This window comes from Saccharothrix texasensis (assembly GCF_003752005.1).
GTDB classification, from domain to species: Bacteria; Actinomycetota; Actinomycetes; order Mycobacteriales; family Pseudonocardiaceae; genus Actinosynnema; species Actinosynnema texasense.
Genome location: NZ_RJKM01000001.1, coordinates 6,420,626 through 6,441,912, shown reverse-complemented (window position 1 = coordinate 6,441,912; position 21,287 = coordinate 6,420,626). Strand labels below are relative to the sequence as shown.

At 73.7% G+C, this 21,287-nt stretch carries 20 protein-coding genes and 1 pseudogene; 13 read left to right on the top strand and 8 right to left on the bottom strand.

All coding sequences use genetic code 11. From position 1 onward, the window contains the following. Positions 1-15: 15 nt before the first annotated feature. Together EDD40_RS41950 and EDD40_RS41945 are read right to left on the bottom strand one after the other, a co-directional pair. Positions 16-648: a ThuA domain-containing protein gene (locus tag EDD40_RS41950; protein ID WP_246037865.1), complete on the bottom strand. Its 633-nt coding sequence runs from the start codon at positions 646-648 to the stop codon at positions 16-18. A 23-nt stretch (positions 649-671) separates the two neighbouring features. After that, positions 672-1,316: a TetR/AcrR family transcriptional regulator gene (locus EDD40_RS41945; RefSeq protein ID WP_170185223.1), complete on the bottom strand. Its 645-nt coding sequence runs from the start codon at positions 1,314-1,316 to the stop codon at positions 672-674. 85 nt (positions 1,317-1,401) lie between these two features. Here EDD40_RS41945 and EDD40_RS44640 point away from each other — a divergent pair, with 85 nt between their 5' ends. The 5 genes from EDD40_RS44640 to EDD40_RS28580 all read left to right on the top strand — a co-directional run bounded on the left by EDD40_RS44640 (position 1,402) and on the right by EDD40_RS28580 (position 5,507). Next, positions 1,402-2,097, top strand: a complete 696-nt coding sequence (locus EDD40_RS44640; protein WP_170185222.1) for an MSMEG_6728 family protein — start codon at positions 1,402-1,404, stop codon at positions 2,095-2,097. Between the two features lie 80 nt (positions 2,098-2,177). Next, the gene (locus tag EDD40_RS28595) at positions 2,178-2,615 is read left to right on the top strand and encodes a DoxX family protein (RefSeq protein ID WP_123745670.1); all 438 of its coding nucleotides are present in this window, start codon (positions 2,178-2,180) and stop codon (positions 2,613-2,615) included. Positions 2,616-2,805: 190 nt separating this feature from the next. Further along, entirely contained in the window at positions 2,806-3,645 is an 840-nt protein-coding gene (locus EDD40_RS28590; protein WP_123745669.1) for an SDR family oxidoreductase, read from the top strand. Between the two features lie 132 nt (positions 3,646-3,777). Then, the gene (locus tag EDD40_RS28585) at positions 3,778-4,209 is read left to right on the top strand and encodes a YciI family protein (RefSeq protein WP_123745668.1); all 432 of its coding nucleotides are present in this window, start codon (positions 3,778-3,780) and stop codon (positions 4,207-4,209) included. A 56-nt stretch (positions 4,210-4,265) separates the two neighbouring features. Next, positions 4,266-5,507 carry an RNA polymerase sigma factor gene (locus tag EDD40_RS28580; protein WP_123745667.1) on the top strand — a complete coding sequence of 414 codons (1,242 nt, stop codon included), beginning with the start codon at positions 4,266-4,268 and terminating at the stop codon, positions 5,505-5,507. Positions 5,508-5,530: 23 nt separating this feature from the next. Here the strand turns inward: EDD40_RS28580 and EDD40_RS28575 are convergent, their stop codons facing one another. Next, positions 5,531-6,700 (bottom strand): MFS transporter, encoded by a 1,170-nt coding sequence (locus EDD40_RS28575; RefSeq protein ID WP_246037863.1) that lies wholly within the window; start codon positions 6,698-6,700, stop codon positions 5,531-5,533. A 30-nt stretch (positions 6,701-6,730) separates the two neighbouring features. Between EDD40_RS28575 and EDD40_RS28570 the strand changes: the two genes are divergently transcribed. The 3 genes and pseudogenes from EDD40_RS28570 to EDD40_RS44855 form a co-directional block, all read left to right on the top strand. Further along, on the top strand, positions 6,731-7,768 hold the full coding sequence (locus tag EDD40_RS28570; RefSeq protein WP_246037861.1) for a substrate-binding domain-containing protein: 1,038 nt from the start codon (positions 6,731-6,733) through the stop codon (positions 7,766-7,768). Further along, positions 7,765-8,997: an MFS transporter gene (locus EDD40_RS28565; protein ID WP_123748345.1), complete on the top strand. Its 1,233-nt coding sequence runs from the start codon at positions 7,765-7,767 to the stop codon at positions 8,995-8,997. Before EDD40_RS28570 ends, EDD40_RS28565 begins: the two co-directional genes overlap by 4 nt. An 18-nt stretch (positions 8,998-9,015) precedes the next feature. Next, positions 9,016-9,312 (top strand): annotated as a pseudogene (locus EDD40_RS44855) (hypothetical protein); the annotation flags it as partial. Between the two features lie 78 nt (positions 9,313-9,390). Here the strand turns inward: EDD40_RS44855 and EDD40_RS28555 are convergent. Then, a complete protein-coding gene (locus tag EDD40_RS28555; RefSeq protein ID WP_170185221.1) occupies positions 9,391-10,059 on the bottom strand; it encodes a helix-turn-helix domain-containing protein in 669 nt (222 codons plus the stop codon). A 61-nt stretch (positions 10,060-10,120) separates the two neighbouring features. On the opposite strand from EDD40_RS28555, the gene EDD40_RS28550 reads away from it, so the two are divergent. Continuing rightward, the gene (locus tag EDD40_RS28550) at positions 10,121-10,888 is read left to right on the top strand and encodes an NAD(P)H-binding protein (protein ID WP_123745664.1); all 768 of its coding nucleotides are present in this window, start codon (positions 10,121-10,123) and stop codon (positions 10,886-10,888) included. Here EDD40_RS28550 and EDD40_RS44480 read toward each other — a convergent pair. After that, positions 10,885-13,551, bottom strand: coding sequence for an ATP-binding protein (locus EDD40_RS44480; RefSeq protein WP_123745663.1), 2,667 nt, complete (start codon positions 13,549-13,551; stop codon positions 10,885-10,887). The two genes, EDD40_RS28550 and EDD40_RS44480, sit on opposite strands and share 4 nt — an antisense overlap. 424 nt (positions 13,552-13,975) lie before the next feature. Here EDD40_RS44480 and EDD40_RS28540 point away from each other — a divergent pair, with 424 nt between their 5' ends. The 3 genes from EDD40_RS28540 to EDD40_RS28530 all read left to right on the top strand — a co-directional run bounded on the left by EDD40_RS28540 (position 13,976) and on the right by EDD40_RS28530 (position 17,225). Next, complete coding sequence (locus EDD40_RS28540) at positions 13,976-14,497, top strand: hypothetical protein (protein ID WP_123745662.1); 522 nt, start codon at positions 13,976-13,978, stop codon at positions 14,495-14,497. 72 nt (positions 14,498-14,569) lie between these two features. Beyond that, positions 14,570-15,865, top strand: coding sequence for a PepSY-associated TM helix domain-containing protein (locus EDD40_RS28535; RefSeq protein ID WP_123745661.1), 1,296 nt, complete (start codon positions 14,570-14,572; stop codon positions 15,863-15,865). 196 nt (positions 15,866-16,061) lie between these two features. Next, the gene (locus tag EDD40_RS28530) at positions 16,062-17,225 is read left to right on the top strand and encodes an alginate lyase family protein (RefSeq protein ID WP_123745660.1); all 1,164 of its coding nucleotides are present in this window, start codon (positions 16,062-16,064) and stop codon (positions 17,223-17,225) included. Between the two features lie 139 nt (positions 17,226-17,364). Here the strand turns inward: EDD40_RS28530 and EDD40_RS28525 are convergent, their stop codons facing one another. Further along, positions 17,365-18,651 carry an isocitrate lyase/PEP mutase family protein gene (locus EDD40_RS28525; RefSeq protein WP_123745659.1) on the bottom strand — a complete coding sequence of 429 codons (1,287 nt, stop codon included), beginning with the start codon at positions 18,649-18,651 and terminating at the stop codon, positions 17,365-17,367. A 64-nt stretch (positions 18,652-18,715) separates the two neighbouring features. Between EDD40_RS28525 and EDD40_RS28520 the strand changes: the two genes are divergently transcribed. After that, entirely contained in the window at positions 18,716-19,393 is a 678-nt protein-coding gene (locus EDD40_RS28520; protein WP_123745658.1) for an ArsR/SmtB family transcription factor, read from the top strand. 14 nt (positions 19,394-19,407) lie between these two features. Here the strand turns inward: EDD40_RS28520 and EDD40_RS28515 are convergent, their stop codons facing one another. Next, on the bottom strand, positions 19,408-20,157 hold the full coding sequence (locus tag EDD40_RS28515) for a PP2C family protein-serine/threonine phosphatase (protein ID WP_123745657.1): 750 nt from the start codon (positions 20,155-20,157) through the stop codon (positions 19,408-19,410). 66 nt (positions 20,158-20,223) lie between these two features. Then, entirely contained in the window at positions 20,224-21,264 is a 1,041-nt protein-coding gene (locus tag EDD40_RS28510) for an ROK family transcriptional regulator (protein ID WP_123745656.1), read from the bottom strand. Positions 21,265-21,287: the final 23 nt, after the last annotated feature.

Below are 21,287 nucleotides of genomic sequence, written 5' to 3'. Positions count from 1 at the left end.
GCCCGGCGCGCGGGATCAGGTGCGGGCGGCCCAGAGCAGGCCTCGTTCGACCATGGTGCGCACCGGCGGCAGCTCCAGGTCGGCCGGGTGGTGGCCGATCGTGCAGGCGAAGACGCGCCCGGCGCCCCAGCGGCGGGTCCACACGGCGGGCACGGTCAGCGGCGCGTGCCACGGCTCGGCGGCGGCGAACGTGGTGGTCGCGTGCACGTCGTCGAGGCCGTCGGTCAGCACCCAGTACTGCTCGGTCCGCAGCTCGAACCCCGTCAGACCCGCCACGATCGGGTGGGTCGACGTGATCTCCACCCGGTGGTCCACGAAGCCGCCGGGGTGGTCGACGAACTGGCCGCCGACCAGCCTCAGGTAGCCGCGCGAGTGGCGGAACGCGTCCACCAGGCCGCCGTGCCACCCGGCCAGTCCCGTGCCCGCGCGCACCGCCGACTCCAGGCACGTGAACTGGTCGTCGGTCAGCACGCCGTCGCTCCAGCACTGGACGACCAGGTCGTACCCGCCGAGGCGCTCGTCGTAGACCTCCAGCGAGTCCGACACGTCGACCGCGAACCCCGACGAGCGCAGGAACGGCAGGAACGCGTCCGTCGCCGCCACCGGGGAGTGCCCCTCCCAGCCACCGCGAACCACCAGTGCCCTCACGGGTCGCACCCTAAGGCCGGCGGTCAGGACCGGGCCACCAACCCGACCAGGTGGTTCACCAGGCCCTCGGTCAGGCCCTCCCGCACCAGCTCGCCCGCCGGCGGGCCGCCCAGCTCCCGGATCACCTGCGCCACCGCGTCCGTCGGGTTCGCGTGCGGCCACAGCCCGGCCGTCATCACCACCACCACGCCCGCGAAGTGGTGCGCGGCGGCCTCGTCCAGCACCGGGACCGCGGCCCGCACCAGATCGGCCAACCGGCCCCTGTGCTCGGCGGCCCGGCGCTTGACCACGCGCGCGAAGTCCACCCGGATGTTGCGCTCCAGCACCCCCGCCATGCCGCTGACCAGCTCGCACAGCAGCGGCCGGCCCAGCAGGGTCGTCGCGACCGCGGTGGCCGTGCCGACCGCGTCGGCGGCGCCCGGCGCCAGCTCGCCCTCCAGCTCGTCCAGCCAGGCGCCCCACTCCTGGTCGAGCACCTCCAGGAAGATCGCCTCCCGGCTGTCGAAGTACCGCAGCACGTTCGACTTCGCGAGTCCCACCCGGTCGCTCAGCTCGCGCAGGCTGATGTCGGCGACGGGCCGCTCCCGCAGCATCGCGCACGCCGCGTCGAGGATCGTGCGCCGCCGCTGCTCCACCTGCTCGGGCCGGCGGGCGCGCTTGAACTCCACCGCCGCAGGCTAACAGCCCACCGGTCTGTTGCCGGCTCCGCCGACCGGGGCGCATGACCGGCGGCACGCGGGGTAGCCGGCTTGGGTGCAGACGTTCCTGCCGTGCGCCACCTTCGCCCGCAGCGCCGCCGTGCTCGACTCGCGGCGGCTCGGCAAGCAGCGCGTGGAGACCGCCCAGATCCTGCGCGCCCTCGTCTGGCCCGAGTACGGCTGGAAGCGGCACCCGGCGGTGCTGATGTGGCGCGGTTTCACGCCCGCGCTGGTCGCCTACGGCGTGGCCGTGTGCGACGAGTGGCGGCGGCGCGGCCACCGCGACGGGATGCGCGCCTCGTTCCTCGACTACACCGGCGGCCGCGAGCCGACGTGGTCGTGGTGCCTGGCCGAAGGTCTCCTGCCGCCGTGGCTCGGCGACGACGACCTGCACCGCAGCCACCGGTCCGCCCTGCTGCGCAAGGACCCCGACCACTACCGCCCGCTGTTCCCCGACGTGCCGGACGACCTCGACTACGTCTGGCCGGGGCCCGCGCTCCCGCTGGACGTCCCCGACACGCCCGGCCTGGTCGCGTGCCGCGTCGACCGCCCTCCCCTGCCCGACGACGACCACCCGCCGCCACCGCCGCTGGACCACCGGCCCGGCCCGTCGATCGCCCGTCAACCCTCCGAGGCCGACCTGGCGGCCATGCGCGCCGAGGCGACCGACCCGCGCCAGGTCCGCTTCTTCCGCCGCGGGCAGCGCCTGCCGGCCCCGACCAGCCGGTTCACCCTCCGCCTGAAGGTCTGAGAAAAAAGTTCCGCCGGTGTGTCGATCCGGCGGGGTCCCCGTTCGTCGCATCAGTGAGACCAAGAGATGGGGAGCCCGAGATGACCACGACCGACACCCGCCGCGCCGCCACCCGCACCACCGCCGCCATCGCCACCCAGCGCAACGACCTGGTGCTCGCCGCCTTCCGGGTCGTCGTGTCGTTCCTGTTCGGCCTGCACGGCCTGCAGGGCCTCGGCTTCCTCGGCGGCGTCGACGGCCAGGGCGGCGCCGTCCCGTTCGGCTCGTGGCCGGGCTGGTACGGCAGCGTGATCGAACTGGTCGGGGCCGCCCTGGTGCTGCTGGGGCTGGCCGCGCGCCCGGCGGCGCTGGTGCTGTCCGGCGCGATGGCCTACGCCTACTTCACCGTCCACCAGCCGGCAGCGCTGCTGCCGATGCACAACACGGGCGAGTTGGCCGCCGTCTACAGCTGGGTGTTCCTGCTGCTGGCCGTCCTCGGCCCGGGGGCCTTCACGGTCCGGCGCGCCCTGCGCCGCTGACCTCGACACCAGCCCAAAGACACCAGCCCCAGAGACACCAGCCCCAGAGACACAAGCTCCGAGACACCAGCTCCGAGACACCAGTCCTGAGGGCGCGCCTCCAGCCGGAGACGCGCCCTCGGGCGTGTCCGGACGCGTTCATGCGCGTTCAGGCGTGTTCAGGTCGCACGAGCGTGGGCACCCTGCGGGCATGGCCGAGAACCCGATCAAGTACCCGGGGTTGACCGACGACGTCCACCCCACCCCGGACCACGGTGAAGAGACCTACCGCGGCACGGGACGGCTCACCGACAAGAAGGCCGTGATCACCGGCGGCGACTCCGGCATCGGCCGCGCGGTCGCGCTGGCGTTCGCGCGCGAGGGCGCGGACGTGCTCATCTCCTACCTGCCCGCCGAGGAGAAGGACGCCCGCGACACCGCGCGGCTCGTCGAGGAGGCCGGGCGCAAGGCGGTCGCCGTGCCCGGCGACCTGACCGACGAGTCGCAGTGCGCGGCCGTCGTGGCGCGCGCGGTCGAGGAGTTCGGCCGGATCGACGTCCTGGTCAGCAACGCCGCCTACCAGATGGCGCAGGAGGGCGGGCTGCTCGACATCACCACCGAGCAGTTCGACCGGGTCATGAAGACGAACGTGTACGCGATGTTCTGGCTGTGCAAGGACGCCGTGCCGCACATGCCCGAAGGCTCCTCGATCATCACCACGTCGTCCATCCAGGGTTTCCAGCCCTCCTTCCAGCTCCTCGACTACGCCACCACCAAGGCCGCGATCGTGAACTTCACCAAGGGCCTGGCGCAGAACCTGGTCGACCGGAAGATCCGGGTGAACTCGGTGGCGCCCGGTCCGGTGTGGACGCCGCTCATCCCGGCCACCATGCCGCCGGAGAAGGTGGAGAGCTTCGGCGAGCAGTCGCCCATGGGTCGCGCCGGTCAGCCCGCCGAGCTCGCGCCGCTGTACGTCTTCCTCGCGTCGGCCGAGTCCAGCTACATCACCGGCGAGGTCGTCGGCGTGACCGGCGGCTCACCGATCACGTGAAACCCGCAGGTCAGCGACCTGGAGAAAAATCTTGGAAAAACTCGGGCCCGGTTGTCGATCCACGCCCCCGTTCGTTCGTCGCGTCAGCAGAGGCCAGGATGGACGGCCGGACGAACCGACAGGGAGACCGACATGCGTTTCATGGTGATCGTGAAGGCGAACGAGGACACCGAAGCCGGCACCCAGCCCACCGCGGCGGAGCTGGAGGCGATGGGCGCGTTCAACGAGGAGCTGGTGAAGGCGGGCGTGCTGCTGGCGGGCGAGGGGCTGCACCCCAGCTCCAAGGGCGCGCGGGTCTACTTCTCCGGTGACAAGCGCACCGTGGTCGACGGCCCGTTCGCCGAGACCAAGGAGCTGATCGCCGGGTTCTGGCTGCTGGAGCTCAAGTCGCTGGAAGAGGCCGTCGAATGGGTCAAGCGGGTGCCGAACCCCACCGGCGACGAGTCGCAGATCGAGATCCGGCAGGTCTTCACCGAGGACGACTTCGTCAACGCCTCGGACGAGCTGAAGGACCGCGAGCGCGAGCTTCGCGCCCAGCAGGAGGCCCGCGCCGCCCAGGGCTGAGCCCGCCCGCCCCGCTTGCCCACGCGCATCGGTAGCTGATCTGATCCCGGGTCGTGATGGCTACCGATGCGCGTCGCGCGGTCGAGGCGGTGTGGCGGATCGAGTCCGCCCGCCTGATCGCCGGGCTGGCCCGGATGGTGCGCGACGTCGGTCTCGCCGAAGAGCTGGCGCAGGACGCGTTGGTCAGCGCCTTGGCGCAGTGGCCGGAGCACGGCGTGCCGCGCAACCCCGGCGCGTGGCTGATGACCGCGGCCAAGAACCGGGCCGTCGACCTCATCCGCCGGGACCGGAACTACCGGCGCAAGCTGGAGCAGATCGGGCGGGACACCGAGTTCGACCACGCGCCGGACGCCGCCGCCGAGGTCGGTGAGATCGACGACGACCTGCTGCGGCTGGTGTTCACCGCGTGCCACCCGGTGCTGTCCACAGAGGCGCAGGTGGCGTTGACCCTGCGCGTCCTCGGCGGCCTCACCACCGACGAGATCGCCCGCGCGTTCCTGGTGCCCGAGGCGACCGTGGCGCAGCGGATCGTGCGGGCGAAGAAGTCGCTGGCCAAGGCCGGCGTCCCGTTCGAGGTGCCGGAGGAGGACCAGCGGGCCGCCCGGCTGGCGTCCGTGCTCGGCGTGATCTACCTGATCTTCAACGAGGGCTACTCGGCCACCGCGGGCGACGACTGGATGCGCCCGGCGCTGTGCGAGGACGCGGTGCGGCTGGGCCGGGTGCTGGCCGGGCTGATGCCGCGCGAGCCCGAGGTGCACGGCCTGGTGGCGTTGATGGAGGTCCAGGCGTCCCGGGCCAGGGCGCGCGTCGGGCCGGGCGGTGAGCCCGTGCTGCTGCTGGAGCAGAACCGGGCCCGCTGGGACCAGCTGCTGATCCGGCGCGGCCTGGACGCGTTGGCGCGGGCCGAGTCGTTGGGCGGTGCCGGCGGGCCGTACGCGTTGCAGGCGGCGATCGCGGCGTGCCACGCGCGGGCCCGCGCGCCGGAGGACACCGACTGGACCCGCATCGCCGGGCTGTACGAGAGGTTGTCGCTGGTCGCGCCGTCACCAGTCGTGGAGCTGAACCACGCGGTGGCGATCGGCATGGCGTTCGGCCCGGCGGTCGGGCTGGAACTGGTGGACGAGTTGGTCGACGAGCCCGTGTTGACGGGCTACCACCTGCTGCCGAGCGTGCGCGGCGACCTGCTGGCCAAGCTCGGCAGGCACGCCGAGGCGCGGGAGGAGTTCGAGCGGGCCGCCGGGCTGACCCGCAACGAGCGGGAGCGCAAGCTGCTGCTGGACCGCGCCGCCGCCTGCTAGCCCCCGTCGCGGTCCCGCTCCCCTCACGGCTGCGACGGCGCGGTGAACGCGGCCGACCGGCGGACGACCACGGCGGAGACCAGGCCGCACGCCGCCGCGACGGCCACCGCCGCGGGCAGGGCGTGGCGGTCGAGGAAGACGCCGCCGACCCAGGCGCCCAGGGCGATGCCGACCTGGAAGGCGACGATGTAGACCGCGGACGCGAGGTCCGGCCGGTCGGTGGCGGCGCGCAGGACGGCGGCCTGCAGCACCACGGCCATCCCGCCCGACGGCACGGCCCACAGCACCACGGCGACGCCCGCCACGGCGCCCGAGGCCGGGCCGGCGACCAGCAGCAGGAGCATGCACGCGGCGAGCCCGCCGGTGACCGTGAGCGCGGTGGCCCGCGGCCGGCCGTCCACGTGCCGGCCGAACAGGACCAGGCCCAGCAGCCCCGCCGCGCCGTGCGCGAGCAGCAGGACCGACGTCCCGGTGCTCGTCAGGTGGACGTAGTCGGCGATGACCACGGTGATGTAGGTGAACACCGCGAAGTGCCCCGTCACCACGACCACCGTGACCAGGTCGACCGGCAGGAGGGACCGGTCGGTGACGGCGCGGCGGATGGCCGACGACCCCCGGCCCGGCGCCGGGCGCCGCTTCGGCATCGGGTCGACCGTCACGCGGATCGCCACGGCCGCGAGCGCCGCGACGCACGCCATCGCGACCACCGCGGACCGCCAGCCGACGACCGCGCCGAGCCACGAGCTCAGCGGCAGCCCGACGAGGAAGGCCAGCGAGTTCCCGGCGAACACCACGGCGGTGGCCCGGCCGACCCGGTCGGGTCCGAGCAGGCGTGCGGCCATCGGCGCGACGACCGACCAGAAGACCCCGTGGCCCACGGCCGAGACCAGCCGCGCCACCACCGCGACGCCGTAACCCGGCGCGACGGCCAGCAGCAGGTTGGACAGCACGATCGCGGCCACCGTGACCAGCGCGGTCGTGCGGCGGTCCCATCGGGCCGTCAGGGCGACCAGCGGCACCACCGACACGGCGACCACGACCGCATACCCGGTGACCAGCAGCCCGATCGCCGACTCCGTCACCCCGAGGTCCGCCGCCAGCTCGGACAACAGCGCCACGGGCAGGTTCTCCGACGTCACCGACGTGAAGCAGGCGGCGCTGAGCGCCACCAGGGCCACACCCGACCTCCGCATTGTGTAACGATACACAGATACGCTGGCCCCATGTCCGGCCCGAGGTCGTCCCGCGTGACCATGGCCCTGGTGGCGCGCCGCTGCGGCGTCTCGCCGATGACCGTGTCGTACTGCTACAACCAGCCGGACCGGGTCGCGCCCGGGACGCTGCGCCGGGTCCTCGCGGTGGCCGCCGAGCTGGGCTACCCGGGACCGGACCCGACCGCGCGGTCCCTGCGCCGCCGCCACAACGGCGCGATCGGCGTCGTGCTCGGCGAGCACCTCGCGTACGCGTTCGAGGACCCGCAGGCCCGCCGCTTCCTGACCGGCGTCGCCGAGGTCTGCCGCGAGCGCGGCGCCGGGCTGAACCTCATCCCGACCACCGGCGAGGACCAGGACGTCGACCGCGTCCGGTCGGCCTCCGTGGACGGCTACATCGTCTGGACGACGGTCGACTCCGACCCCGTGCTCGGCGTGGTGAGCGGCCTGGACAAACCCGTCGCCGTGCACGGCGGCCCGGCCGTCCCGGGCGCGAGGGTGGTCTCCATCGACAACCGCGCCTCGGCCCGCGAGCTGGCCGCGCGCGCGTTCGCCGACGCCCGCCGCCCGGCCGTGCTCAGCTTCCCCTTCGACCGCGACCGCAGGCCCCGCCTGGAAAGCGGTCCGGACCCGGACCTGGTGCGGTTCCCGGTCACCCGGGACCGGCTGCTGGGCGTGCACGACCACTGCCGGGAGGCCGGCTTCGACCCGGCTCTCCTGCCGGTCGCCGTGGTCGCGCGCAACGACCGCGCCGACGCCGCCGCCCTGGTCGACGCGCTGCTCGACCGCGGTGTCGACGCCGTGGTCGCCATGAGCGACCAACTCGCCTTCGCCGTCCTCGACGCGGCCCGCCGCCGCGGGCTGCGCGTGCCCCACGACCTCGCCGTCGCCGGCTGGGACGACGGCCCGGACGCGCGCCGGGAAGGCCTCACCACCATCGCCCAGTCGCTGCACGACCAGGGCCGGACCTGCGCCCTGATCGCGTTGGGCGACCGGCCGCCGAGCCGTGGACCCGGGTGGACGGCCACCGTGCGGGACAGCACGAGATGACCGACCGCGGGAAGCACACCTCCCTGCTGCGCAACCGCGATTTCGTCCGCTTCTGGGCCGCCGACGCGGTGTCGCTGGTCGGCACGGCGATCACCACGTTGGCGCTGCGGGCGGTGGCGGTGCTGGCGCTCGGCGCGTCCGCCACCGAGGCGGGGGTGCTCGAAGCGGCGCGCTGGCTGCCGTACCTGCTCTTCGGCCTGGTCGCGGGCGCGTTGGTGGACCGGCGCCGGCGGCGGCCGGTGCTGATCGGCGCGGACCTGGCCCGCGCCGCCGTGCTGGCCCTGATCCCACTGGCCGCGTTCACCGGCGCGTTGACCATGCCGTTGCTGATCGGGCTCATGGTGGTGTTCGGGACGCTGTCCCTGTTCTACGACGCGGCGCACCAGTCGTTCTTGCCGCTGCTCGTGCCCACCGAACGCCTCACCGACGCCAACGCCCGGCTGGAGCAGACCCGGGCCGGCGCGCAGGCCTTCGGTCCGCTCGTCGCGGGCGGGCTGGTCAAGCTCGTCGGCGGGCCGCTCGCGGTGCTGGTCGACGCCGTCTCGTACCTGGTGTCGGGTCTGCTGCTGGCCACCCTGCGCACGGCCGAACAGCCGGTCGAGCCGCCGCCGCAGCGCGACCTGCGCGGCGAGGTGCGGGAAGGTCTGCGATGGGTCTACCGGCACGAGGTGCTGCGCCCGCTCGCCATCGGGTCGCACGCCTGGTTCCTGTGCATCTCCGTCGCCGGGACCGCGTACACCATGCTGGTGCTCGACGAGCTGGGCTTCGACGCGTTCCTGTACGGCGTGATGTTCGCCGTCGGCGGGGTCGGCGGGCTGCTCGGCGCGTCCCTGTCCGGGCCGGTCGGCCGGCGGTTCGGCGTCGGACCGGTGATCGTGGCGGCCCGCTGGCTCACCCCGGTCGGCTACGCGCTGGCGCCGTTGGCCACGTCGGCCACCACCGGGTTGGCGCTGCTGTGCGCGGCGCAGTTCGTGTTCTTCCTGTCCGCCATCCTGGACGCCCCGGTGGAGATGGGGTACCGGCAGTCGGTCACGCCCGACCGGCTCATGGGCCGGATGAACGCCACCATGCGGTCGGTCAACCGCGCCATGATCGTGTTCGGCGCGCTGGTCGGCGGCGTGCTGGCCGATCTGCTCGGCAACCGGTCCGCGCTGTGGATCTCCGTGACCGGACTGGTCGCCACGGCCACCGGCATGACCTTCTCCGCCGTCCGCCGGGCACGGCTGTAGCGCCCGCCCGGTTGTGCGGTGGGCGCGGTGGAGCTGCGCACCGCCGAGGCGGCCGACTACGACCAGGTCGCCGCGCTGGACGACTCGTTCACCACCGACACCGTGCTGCGCGTCGTGGCCGCGCCGGGAGGTTTCACCCTGCGTCCCGAACCGGTCGACCCGCCGGTGCGCACGGTCTTCCCGCCCGACGACGACCCGGGCGGCACGGTGTTCGCCGACGGGCCGCGCGTGCGAGGGTTCGTCACCGTCGGCTTGGCGAGCCGGCACCGGCGGTTGGTGATCCGGCAGGTCACCGTCGCGCCGGGGTACCGGGGGCGCGGCATCGGCCGGGCGCTGGTGGGACACGCCTGCGCGCACGGCCTCGAGCACGGCGCTGTTCTTCGCCCGCGACCTCTAGCAGTAGGTCGCCGCGGGCAGGTTCCCGGCCACGTACGCGCCCGGCGGCACGCCCATGGTGGCCCGGAACTCGCGGCTCAGGTGGGCCTGGTCGTAGTAGCCCAGCTCGGCCGCCAGCCGCGCCCACCCGCCGCGCTCGCCCCGGGCCACCACCCGGCGCACCCGGTCGACCCGCGCGTACTGCTTGGGCGACAACCCGACCGCCTTGGTGAACAACGTGCGCAGGTGCCGTTCGCTGACGTCCAGCGCGCGTGCCGTCTCCGCCACGCCTCTCGTGCGCAGCAACCGGGCCGCCGCGTGCACCAGGTCCGACCGGCTCGGGTCGGTCGACTCGACCCGGCTCAGCAGCGCCGACCGCAACGCGGCCACGTCACCCACCGGCCGGCCCCACACCTCGCTCAGCGGCACGACCTGCCCGGCCAGCTCGTCCACCGGCACGTCCAGCACCGCCTGCGCCCGCCCCGGCGTCAACCGCACGACGGTCCGCCGCGCGTCCTCCCGCCCGGTCGTGTAGCGGGCCCGGTCGCGCGGCCCGACCACGAACGCGCCGCTGGACGCCGTGCACACCACCAGAGTGGTGGCCGTGTCCGGCGCGTGCACGAACTTCCCGCCGCCGAACGACTGGGTGCCGATGCCGGCGACCCACGGCCGCAAACGCTCTTCCACGCCCACGACAACCGCCGAAACGTCCAAGACGTTCCCGGTCGCCTGCCCGAAGACTGGTCCCATGCTGCTGATCACGGGTGCCACCGGCACCACCGGCCGTGAAGTCGTCCGCCTCCTCACCGACCGCGAGGTCGCGTTCCGCGCCCTGTCCCGCACGCCGACCGGTGACCAGGTGCACGGGGACCACACCGACCCGGCGTCCCTCGACCGGGCGATGGAGGGCGTGGACGGGGTGTTCCTGCTCGGTCCGGGCAGCTCCGACCTGCCCGCCTACGAGCTGGCCGTGCTCGACGCGGCCGAGCGGGCCGGCGTGCGGAAGGTGGTGAAGCTGTCGTCGATCCCGGTCGGCCCGGTCGCCGGGTGGCACGGGCCGGGCGAGGAGGCCACCCGCGCGTTCCCGGCTTGGACGCTGTTGCGCGCGAGCCTGTTCGCGACGAACTCGGTGCAGTGGGCGCCGCGGGTCGCGGCGGGCGAGCCGATCCCGAACCCGACGGGCACGACGAAGCTCGGCGTGGTGGACCCGCGCGACCTCGCCGAGGTGGCGGTGCGCGCCCTGCTCGACGACGACCACCACGGCCGCACCTACACGCTCACCGGTCCGGAACTGCTGAGCGTGCCGGATCAGGTGGCCGTGCTGTCGGACGTCCTCGGCCGCCCCCTGTCCACTGTGGACGTCCCGTTGACGGCGTTGCCGCCGGAGTACGCGGAGGGCTTGCGCGCGGTGCTCGGCGGTGAGGGCTCGTTCCTGTCCGACGACGTGGCCGCGGTGCTCGGGCGGCCGGCCCGCGACTACGCCACCTGGGCGCGCGAGAACTACCCGAGGGTCTAGCCGGTCGCGCCCAGCCGCCGGATGCCCTCGCGGGCGATGTCGGTGCGCGACCGCACGCCGAGCTTCGCCAGCACGTGCGACACGTGCGTGGCCACCGTGCGGCCGGACAGGAACAGCCGTTCCCCGATCTGCCGGTTCGACAGCCCCGCCACCACCAGCTCGGTGACCTTCAGCTCCATCGGCGTCAGGCTCTCCCAGCCGTGCGTGGCCCGCCGGTGCTTGGCGTGCGGGCCGCGCCGGATGCCGTGCTCCCGCAGCCGGGCCAGCAGGCGGGTGGAGTCCCAGTCCGCGCCGAGCTCCGCGTGCACGTCCACGGCCTGGCTCAACGCCTCCCGCGCCGACGCCCGGTCGCCCGCCGACGCGTGCAGCTCCGCCGCCGCCGACAACGCCTTCGCCCGGAACAGCGGCCGTCCCGCGACCCGGTACTCCTCGGCCGCGCGCAGCAACCCGGCCGGGTCCGCCGACACCAGCGCCCGGCAGTACGCGGCGGACGCCCGGCGGTGCGGCACGGCCGGTTCGACGGCCAGCCACTCGGCGTGCGCGACCGCGGCGGAGGCGTCCTCGCCCAGCTCCACGGCCAGCCGCACGAAGTCCGGCAGCAGGTCCTCGGCGCAGTCCCACCCGGTCAGCACCGACCACGCCTCGCGCACCCGGCCCGCCTGCTCCAGCGACAGGCTCACGGCCAGCGCCAACGGGCCGATCACGTGACCTTCCAGCCCCGTGCCCGCCGCGTCGAGGTGCCGGCGCGCGCCCACCGCGTCACCTCGGTGCAGGTGGATCAACGCCGCCACGCCGTGGTCGCACCGCGATACCATCGGGTGCTTCAGGTCGTCGGCGAGCAGGTCGACGTCGACCAGCGCCTCGTCCCACCGGCCCGCGTCCAGCAGCAACTGCCCCAGCGCGCTCTGCGCCTGCCCGAGCCGCACCAGGTTGCCGACCTGGTCGGCCGCGTGCCGGACCACCTGCGCGGACGCGATGGCCTCCGCACCCCGGTCCAGCTCGCCCAACGTCACGGCCTGGTTGATCTGGAGCAGCAGCCGCAGGTCCGACGTCGCCGGCTCGCCCATGGCGACCGCCAGCGCCCGGTCGAACAGCGGCAGCGCCTCGGTCATCCGGCCGCGCGCCATCGCCACGATCGTGCGCACGTGCAGGGCCCAGCTGGTGGCCCACCGGTCGCAGCCGACCAGCGCCGCCTGCGCCAGCCGTTCGGCGTCGTCCAGCCCACCGACGTCCCAGTGCGCGCGGGCGGCCAGCACGAGCAGCCGCGCCCGGTCCGACGCGGTGACGTCCGGCGCCGCGAGCGCGCGCTCCACCTCCACCAACGTCTCCGCCGAACGCCCGGTCATGCTGCGGCACTGCGCCAACGTCCAGTGCAGGTCGACGAGCGTGCCGTGCTCCAACCCGGCCAGCGCCACGGCCTCCGCGCCGTGGTGGTCGCCCAACCGGAACCGCGCCTCGGCCAGGTGCGCCAGCAGCACGCCGCGCCGGCCGCCGGTGTTCGGCGCGACCACGACCCGGCCGAACAGGTCCACGGCGGCTTCCGGCGCGTGCGCGACGAGCATCGAGCCGTGCACGACCAGCCAGTCCGCCACCCAGTCGGGCAGCCGGTCGTCGGCGGCGAGCAGCTGCCGGGTCACCCGGTCCACGCCCGCGCCCGTGTCGGCCAGCGCCCGTGCCGCCTCGGTGTGCCACGCGCCCCGTGCCGCCTCCGGCACTTCGTCGTACAGCGCGGTGCGCACCAGCGGGTGCCGGAACGACAGGCCGGCCGTGCCGTCCACCAGCACGCCCGCCACGGTCGCCTCCTGCAACGCGGGCAGCAGCTCCACCACGCGCAGACCGAGCACGGCGGCCAGGTCGGCGACCGGGAAGTCCACGCCGAGCAGCGCGGCGGCCACCAGGACCCGCCGCACGTCCGCGCCGAGGAACCCGATCCGGTCGGCGATCGCGGCCGACAGCGACGGCGGCACGCCCGCGTCGACCAGCCGGGCCGTGCCGGTGGCGTCGACCCGGATCGCCGACCCCCGCAACAGCGCCTCGACCAGCTCCACCAGGTAGAGCGGGTTGCCGCCCGCGTCCTCGGCCAGCCGCGCCAACGCCTCGTCCGGCCGGCCGCCCGCCAGCCGGCCGGTCAGCTCCACCACGTCGGTCGGCGCGAGGCGCGCCAGCGGCAGCCGGGTCACGCCCTTGCGCAACGCGCCCAGGTCGGCGCGGCGCGGCAACGGCCGCAGCACGCCGATCAGCAGCAGCGGCAGTTGCGGCACGAGACCCGCCAGCCGCCGCCACACCGCGACGCTCGCCTCGTCCGCCCACTGCAAATCGTCCAGCACCAGCACCACCGGGCCGATCGCGCACAGGTCGTCCACGCGGTCCAGCAGGCGTTCGGCGGTGACCGCCGCGCTCTCCGACCGGGCCGACGCGAGCGCGTCCAGCAGGGGTAACAGCGGGAGGGGCCGGCCGAGTTCGTCGCCCGCGCCCCGGCACACCCGGAACCCGCGGGCCGCCGCGACGTCGCACGCCGCGCGCACCAGCGCCGTCTTGCCGATGCCCGGCTCGCCCTCGACGAGCAGCGCGGTGCCCCGCCCCTGGGCCAGGTCGTCCACCAGCGCCAGCAGGCGGCCCAGCTCGCGCTCGCGCCCGGCGAGACGCAGTGTGACGGCGCGCACACCCTGAGAATACGTCCCAATCGCCAGGTTAACAAGATGTTACATTTTTTACCGATTAACCTGCCCACCGCACATTTTGCAGATTGTTCACGCCGATTACGCTGCACACGCTCCGGCGACTGCAACTGTTATCGCCGGAATTCCCGACCTCTGTCGACTGGAGAACGCATGCGTATCGGACGAGTGCTCATCGCCACCCTGGTGGTCACCTTCTTCACCACCGCCGCCGGAGTGGCAACCAGCCCGTTCGGTGGAATGCCCTACAACTGACCGGCGATATTCCAACCCCCCGGGAAAGATTCCACCCGGGTTGTCCGAATAACGACGAAAGGGCTCGCCCGGACAACGGCGTCGGGCGAGCCCGTCGTCCGGGCGACCCTTTCACCCTTCTTCACCCTGGACGTGGCCGCTACGCTGCGGAAGCGTGGCACCGGCCCCGACCCGAGGCGCCGCGCGCGTGGTGCGCTGCGGCGCGGTCGGGCTGTCCACCGGGCTGCTGGCCGTGCTCGCCCACGCGAGCGGCGGCGGCCACCTGCCGTCCCTGCCGCACGTGCTGGTGTTCGCGCTGGCCATCGCGTGGACGTGCGCGCCGCTGACCGACCGGCAGCTCGGGTTCCCCGATCTCCTCGGCCTGGTCGGCGTGGTCCAGGTGGCCGCGCACGTGTTCCTGGCCGTGCTGTCGCGGCACCCGCGCGACGTGCTGCCGTCGCCGTCGATGCTGCTGACCCACGTGGTGGCCACGGCGATCGTCGTCGCCGCCCTGGCGGGCTTCGAGCAGGCCGTGTTCCGGCTGGCCGCCGCCATCGCGGCCGTGCTGCCGCGCCGGCTGAGCGCGCCGCCCGCGTTCGCGCCGCTGCGCATCCCGATCGCCGCGCACCCGCAGCAGCCCCTGTCCGAGGTGCTGCGCCGCCGCTCGCTGCCTCGCCGAGGCCCGCCCCGCTCCTAGGTATGCGCACCTCCCCACCACCGTCCCGGCTCCGGGACCGGTGGCATCCCCCCATACCCAGGAGTTCCCGCCATGACCGAGTCCTGGCGCGGCCTCGTGCTGCGCTTCCACTTCTACGCGGGCGTGCTCGTCGGCCCGTTCGTGCTGATCGCCGCCCTCACCGGCGTGCTGTACGCCGCGACACCGCAGTTGGAGTCGTGGCTCTACTCCGACCACCTGCGCGTGCCCGCGTCGACGTCGTCCGTGCCGTTGTCGCAGCAGGTCAAAGCCGCGGTGGCGACGCGACCGGGTGACGAGCTGGTCGCCATCCGCCCGGCGCCCGAGCCGGGCACGACGACCCGCGTGCTGTTCTCGTCCGACGGCGACGCGCGCCCGACCGTGTTCGTGAACCCCGCCGACGGCGCCGTCGTCGGCGAGCTGATGACCTACGGCACCAGCGGCGTGCTGCCGTTGCGCACCACCATCGACCAGATCCACCGCAACCTGCTGCTCGGCGAACCCGGCCGGCTCTACAGCGAGCTGGCCGCGTCCTGGCTGTGGGTGGTGGCGCTGGGCGGCGTGTTCCTGTGGTTCAGCCGCCGCCGGACCCAGCGCACCAAGCCGACCACGCGCAAGCACGCCACCGTCGGCCTGACCGTGCTGGTGGGCGCGCTGTTCCTGTCGGCCACCGGCCTCACCTGGTCGGCGTACGCCGGCGAGAACGTCGCCTCCCTGCGCCAAGCGCTCGACTGGAGCACGCCCGCGCTGGCGGGCGGCGGCGACCACGCCGGGCACGACATGACCAACCCGATCCCGGTGATGCCGGGCGAGGTGGACTCCGTGCTGACCCACGCCCGTTCCGCGGGCATCGACGCGGGGCTCATCGAGATCACCGTGCCGCCCATGGCCGGGATGGCGTGGAACGTCACCGAGATCGACCGCGCCTGGCCCACGCAGGTGGACGCGGTCGCCGTCGCCGGCGGGCAGGTGGTGGACCAGGTCCGGTTCGCCGACTACCCGTTGGCCGCGAAGCTGGCCCGGTGGGGCATCGACCTGCACATGGGCGCGCTGTTCGGCTGGCCCAACCAGCTCCTGCTGCTGGCCGTCGGCCTCGGCCTGGTGACGTTGGTGGCCCTGGGCTACCGGATCTGGTGGCTGCGCCGCCCGACCCGCGGCTTCGGCCGGCCCGTGCCCCGCGGGCAGTGGCGGAAGGTGCCGCGGGCGCAGCTCGTGGTGGTGCTGGTGGTGGCCGCCGCCGTGGGCTGGTTCATCCCGCTGTTCGGGCTGAGCCTGCTGGCGTTCCTGGTCATCGACGCCGTGCTGAGCGCGCGGTCGCGGCGCGACAAGTCCGGCGAGCAGGCTCCGGAGTCGTCACCGGTGGCCGGGTAGGGCGGCCCGGCGGCCGAGTCGGGGCGGTGTGGCCGCCGCCCCTCCCGCTCCGGCTCGGCCGCCGGCAGCACCGCTTCCGGGCGTCCACCTGGCTTTTCCGGCCGGTCGCGCTCCCGGCCGGAAGCGGACGGCGCGGTCGTTTCACCAGCGTGAACGTTGTTGACGAACGTGGTCCAGACCACACAAGCTCGAGGGCATGGTCGGTCAATCGTTCTTCACCGCCGTGTTGGTGGCGGTCGGCTTGGTGGTGGTGCCGGCGCAGGCTCCGGCCGCGCCCGCCACGTTCACCCACCCAGGGGTGTTGGTGAGCAAGGGACAACTGGACTTCGTGCGGGCCAAGGTGAACGCGGGCGCGCAACCGTGGCGCGGCGCGTACGACCAGATGATGGCGCACCCGTTCGCCTCGCTGTCCCGCGTGCCGAAACCGCGGGCGGTGGTGGAGTGCGGGTCGTACTCCAACCCCAACTACGGGTGCACGGACGAGCGTGAGGACGCGTTGGCCGCGTACACGTTGTCGTTGGCGTGGTACGTGACGCGGGATGACCGCTACGCGGCGAAGGCGATCGAGATCATGGACGCGTGGTCGGCGACGATCCGCGACCACACCAACACCAACGCGGCGCTGCAGACCGCGTGGTCCGGCTCGTCGTGGCCGCGGGCGGCGGAGATCATCAAGCACGTGCGCGGGAACTGGCCGAACTCGGGCCGGTTCGCCACCATGCTGCGCGACGTCTACCTGCCGGAGATCATCAACGGGCGGCCGGCGACGAACGGCAACTGGGAACTGTCCATGATGGAGGCCACGCTCGGGATCTCGGTCTTCCTGGAGGACCGGGTGGTCTACGACAAGGCCGTGTCGACGTTCCGGACCCGGATGCCCGCCTACGTCTACCTGACCACCGACGGCGCGCTGCCCCGCACACCGCCGAACAGCGGCATCGACACGCGCGACGAGATCATCTCGTACTGGCACGGGCAGACCACGTTCGTGAACGGGGTGTCGCAGGAGACGTGCCGCGACTTCACGCACACCGGCTACGGCCTGGCCGCCGCCGCGCACATCGCCGAGACGGCCCACCACCAGGGCCAGGACCTGTGGGGCGAGGTCCGTGAACGCCTGCGCCACGCCTACGGCCTGCACTCCCGGTACCAGCTGGAGCCCATGCCGTCCTGGCTGTGCGGCGGCACCCGCACGCAGGGCTTGGGCCCGAGCACCGAGGTGGCGTTCAACGCCCTCAACACCCGCCTGGGCATCGCCATGACCAACACCCAGACGCTGACCGAACGCCAACGTCCCGCCTCCACGGACCGCCTGTTCGTCGCCTGGGAAACCCTGACCCACGCCACCAACCCCTCCTAACCCCGAGAGTCCAACGTTCAGGGCGCGAGAGTCCAACGTTCGCGAGACGTGAGTTGAACGCTGAGCGTTGAATTCAGGTGTCCTGAACGTAGGACTCTCGCGCTGCGAACGTAGGACTCTCGCGCCGTGAAGGTACGACTCACGAGGTGGTGAGGGCGGTGGTTTCCGAGTAGGTGGGGAGGGTGGTCGGGGGCGGGGTGGTGGAGCGGACGGCTTCGGCGGTTCGGACGGCTTCGGCCAGGGCCGCGCGGAACGGGAGCGAGCCGGTGCTCACGCGGCGGACGCCCAACGCGCGGAGCGTCTCCGTGGACAGGGACGGCAGGGTGTTCAACGGGACCGGGACAGCGGCGACGGCGGCGGCGATCTCCGCCTCCTGGTCGAGGCCCGGGATGAAGACGCCGTCCGCACCGGCGTCCACGTAAGCCCGCGCACGGTCGAGCGTCGAAGCACGGTCGACGCCCAGCCACCACGTGTCCACGCGCGCGTTGACGAACAGCCCCGGCGCGACCTCCTTGAACGCACGCACGATCGCGGCTTGGTCAGCGGGCTCCGCCAGTCCCGCCCCGCGACCGTCCTCCACGTTCACGCCCGCGACACCGAGTTCCCACAGCTCCGCCGCCAACGCCCGCACGTCGCCGCCGAACCCCGCCTCGACGTCCACCGTCACCGGCACGGGCAGTCGCGCCAGCAGCCGCGCCAACGCCACCGTTTCCGCCCGCGCCACCCCCGCCGCGTCCGGCAGCCCGTGCGCCACCGCCACGCCGAGGCTCGTCGTCCCCACCGCCCCGAACCCGGCCCGCACGAAGGCCGCCGCCGACGCGAAGTCCCACGCGTTCGGCAGCACCAGGAAGTCGTCGTGCATCCGGTGGAACGCCCGCGCACCTTCCGCCAGCGCCAGCGCGTGCGCCCGCCCCGGGCACGCGTGCCGCCCACCGCCGAACCACGCCTCACCCAGGTCCACCTCGACCACCGACCCGTCCGGTGCGACCCGCCGCGTCACGGGCACCGGCGGCTCCACGCCCGCGATCAACGCCCTGGTCGCGCCGGACGCCTGCACCAGCACCCCGATCAGGTTGGCCGTCCCCTCGTCCCACGTGCCGCCGCACGCCGCGACCAACCGCGCCACCGCCTCGTCGGCCTCGACGGTCGCGTCGACGTGCGGCTGGTAGCACGCGGCCACCACCGCGACGTCCGACGCGACGGACCGGGGCAGCCCCAGCGCCTCTGCCAACACCGCCACCGGCTCACCCGCCCGCCGCAACACCCCGGGGTCCACCGCGGCCAACACCCGCTCCGCCAACGCCCGCCGCCGCACGTGCTCGTCACCTTCGCTGAACCGCGCCACCGACGACCGCAGCCAGGCCACCCCCGACGCGGCCACCGGCACGGGCGGAACCACGTAAGACGAATCCCACAGCTCGTTCATGCCGCCAACGTAAGCCGCCAGCGCTTCGGCCACCGCCGAACCGTCACAGGCGCACAATGGCCCCATGGCCGCAGACGAACTGGCGAACCTGGCCGCGTTGCTGGCCGACCGCAGCCGCGCCCGCTTCCTGCTCGCGCTCATGGACGGTCGCGCCTGGACGTCGAGCGAACTGGCCGGCGCCGCCGAGGTGGCGCCCTCCACGGCGAGCGAGCACCTGACCCGGTTGGTCCAGGCGGGCTTGCTGGCCGAACGCCGCCAAGGCCGCCACCGCTACGTCCAGCTGGCCGGCCCGAAGCAGGCCAGGCTGATCGAGGACCTGCTCGCCTACCTGGGCCCCACCGACCCGCCGGCGCGCACGCTGCGGGCGTCCGCCGCCAACCAGGCGCTGCGCCGCGGCCGGACGTGCTACGACCACCTGGCCGGACGCCTCGGTGTGGCCGTCACCGACGCCATGACCGCCCGCGGCCTGCTCACCGACGACCTGGCCCTCACCGACGACGGCCTCACGTGGTTGGAGCGCGAACTCGCGTTCACCCCGCCGGCCACCCGCCGCCCGCTGGCCAAGGCGTGCCTGGACTGGACCGAGCGCCGCTCCCACCTCGCGGGCACGGCGGGCGCGCACGTGTGCGCCCACCTGCACGCCCGGAACTGGGTGCGCGGTGTCGGCACGGGCCGTGCCGTGCGCCTCACGCCCACCGGCGAGACGGCACTGCACGACCTGCTGGGCGTCTCAGTCCCCTAGCCGGTCCCGGGGCCTCAGCTCGTCAACCACTTCGGCAGCCACGACGAGTTGCCCGCCGGCAGCACGTCCACCACGACGCAGGTGATGTTGTCCGGTCCGCCGCGCGCGTTGGCCGCCTCGATCAACGTCCGCACGACCTCGTCGCCGTCCGCCGACGCGGCCAGCAGCTCGGCGATCTCCGCCGTGCCCACCACGTCCGACAGCCCGTCCGAGCAGATCAGGTACCGGTCGCCCGCTTCGACGTCCTGGAAGAACAGGTCCGGGTCGTGCGCGCTGCCCGCTTGCAGGGCCCGCATGAGCATGGACCGGCCGGGGTGCTCGGCGGCCTGTTCGGCGGCCATCCGACCGTCGTCCACCAACGCCTGGACCATGGTGTGGTCGCGGGTGATCTGGGCCAGTTCGCCCTCGCGGACGACGTAGCAGCGCGAGTCGCCGATGTGCCCGACCGCGAACCGCTCGCCGTCCCACAGCAGCGCGGTGAGCGTGGTGCCCATGCCGCGCATGTCGAAGTTCTCCTCGGCCAGGTCCGTCAGCCGGATCGCGATCTCCCGCGCCGCGCCGGACAGCTCGCCGAGTGGGTCGTCGGCGTCGAGGTCGAGGTCGGCCAGCACCGCCACCGCGATCGAACTCGCCACTTCGCCGTACGCGTGCCCGCCCATGCCGTCGGCGACGGCGAACAGGCGTTCGCTGAAGTACACGGAGTCCTCGTTCGCTTCACGGCGCAGGCCGGGGTCGGTGCCGACGGCGTACCGGAGCGCATACATGCCGCACAGTGAATCACCCGCACGGGTGCCCGTGAGCAGGGCATGTCGAAACTCGGCCCGCTCCGGTCAGCGAGGACGGCCGTAGAACTCGCTCAGCAGGAGCATCGCCGCACCCGCCGCGACCACGTCATCACCCAGCGGGGTGATCGACACGTCCACCGGCAGCCACTCGTCCTTGGGCAGCCTGGCGCGCACGCCGTCCAGGTAGGCGGCGGGTTCGGCGAGCACCGCGCGCCCGGCCAGCACCACGTGGTCGATGTCGAGCAGCTGCACCAGGTCGGCCACCGCGACGCCGACGACGGACGTCGCCTCGACCAGGTCTCCCCGCGCGGCGGCCAGGTTGTGCAGCGCCTCTATGCAGCCGCTGCGCCCGCACACGCACGGCGGGCCGTCGAGCTGGATGGTGGTGTGCCCGTACTCCCCCGCGTTGGTGCGCACGCCCCGGTGCACGCGGCCGTCGAGCAGCATCCCGATGCCGAGCCCGGTGCCGACGAGCACGAGCACCGCGTCCCGCAGCTCCTCGCCGCGCCGCCACGCCTCGGCCACGACCGCCGTGTTGGTGTCCTTGTCGAGCACCACGGGCAGCCCGAGCCGCCGTTCGGCCAACGCGCGCAGCGGCACGTCCTGCCACTCGCTCAGCCCCGTCGGGTAGTGCACCACGCCCGTGCGGTGGTCCAGCGGGCCGACGAACCCGATGCCCACGCCGAGGAGCCGTTCGCTGCGCAGGCCGTCGACGAGCCGGGTCAGCTCGGCCACGAACGTCGGCGGGTCGAAGTCGCGCGGCAGGGGGGCGACCGCGCGGTCCAGCACGGTGCCCGCGAGGTCGGTCAGCACGACGCGCAGCTCGTCGCGCTCGACCTGGGCGCCGAGCGCGAGCCTGCTGTCGGCGACGAGCTTGAGCAGGGTGCGCGGTTTGCCGACGCCCACGTTGCGGGTGCCGGACTCGACCAGCAGGCCGTCGTCGATGAGCCTGCTCACCACCTTGGACACCGCCTGCGGCGTGAGTCCGCTGCGGTCGGCCAGCTCCACCCTGGTCACCGCCCCGGACCTGGCCAGCCCGAGCACCACCGCGTCGTTGTACCCCCGCAGGAAGCGCAAGTTGGCCACGGGCCCATCATCGCACCTGGCTT

Coding starts and splice junctions, on each gene's coding strand:
- EDD40_RS28595 (WP_123745670.1), top strand. CDS start 2,178: ATGACCACGACCGACACCCGCCGCGCCGCCACCCGCACCACCGCCGCC.
- EDD40_RS28590 (WP_123745669.1), top strand. CDS start 2,806: ATGGCCGAGAACCCGATCAAGTACCCGGGGTTGACCGACGACGTCCAC.
- EDD40_RS28585 (WP_123745668.1), top strand. CDS start 3,778: ATGCGTTTCATGGTGATCGTGAAGGCGAACGAGGACACCGAAGCCGGC.
- EDD40_RS28580 (WP_123745667.1), top strand. CDS start 4,266: ATGGCTACCGATGCGCGTCGCGCGGTCGAGGCGGTGTGGCGGATCGAG.
- EDD40_RS28575 (WP_246037863.1), bottom strand. CDS start 6,700: ATGCGGAGGTCGGGTGTGGCCCTGGTGGCGCTCAGCGCCGCCTGCTTC.
- EDD40_RS28570 (WP_246037861.1), top strand. CDS start 6,731: ATGTCCGGCCCGAGGTCGTCCCGCGTGACCATGGCCCTGGTGGCGCGC.
- EDD40_RS28565 (WP_123748345.1), top strand. CDS start 7,765: ATGACCGACCGCGGGAAGCACACCTCCCTGCTGCGCAACCGCGATTTC.
- EDD40_RS28550 (WP_123745664.1), top strand. CDS start 10,121: ATGCTGCTGATCACGGGTGCCACCGGCACCACCGGCCGTGAAGTCGTC.
- EDD40_RS28535 (WP_123745661.1), top strand. CDS start 14,570: ATGACCGAGTCCTGGCGCGGCCTCGTGCTGCGCTTCCACTTCTACGCG.
- EDD40_RS28530 (WP_123745660.1), top strand. CDS start 16,062: ATGGTCGGTCAATCGTTCTTCACCGCCGTGTTGGTGGCGGTCGGCTTG.
- EDD40_RS28525 (WP_123745659.1), bottom strand. CDS start 18,651: ATGAACGAGCTGTGGGATTCGTCTTACGTGGTTCCGCCCGTGCCGGTG.
- EDD40_RS28520 (WP_123745658.1), top strand. CDS start 18,716: ATGGCCGCAGACGAACTGGCGAACCTGGCCGCGTTGCTGGCCGACCGC.
- EDD40_RS28515 (WP_123745657.1), bottom strand. CDS start 20,157: ATGTATGCGCTCCGGTACGCCGTCGGCACCGACCCCGGCCTGCGCCGT.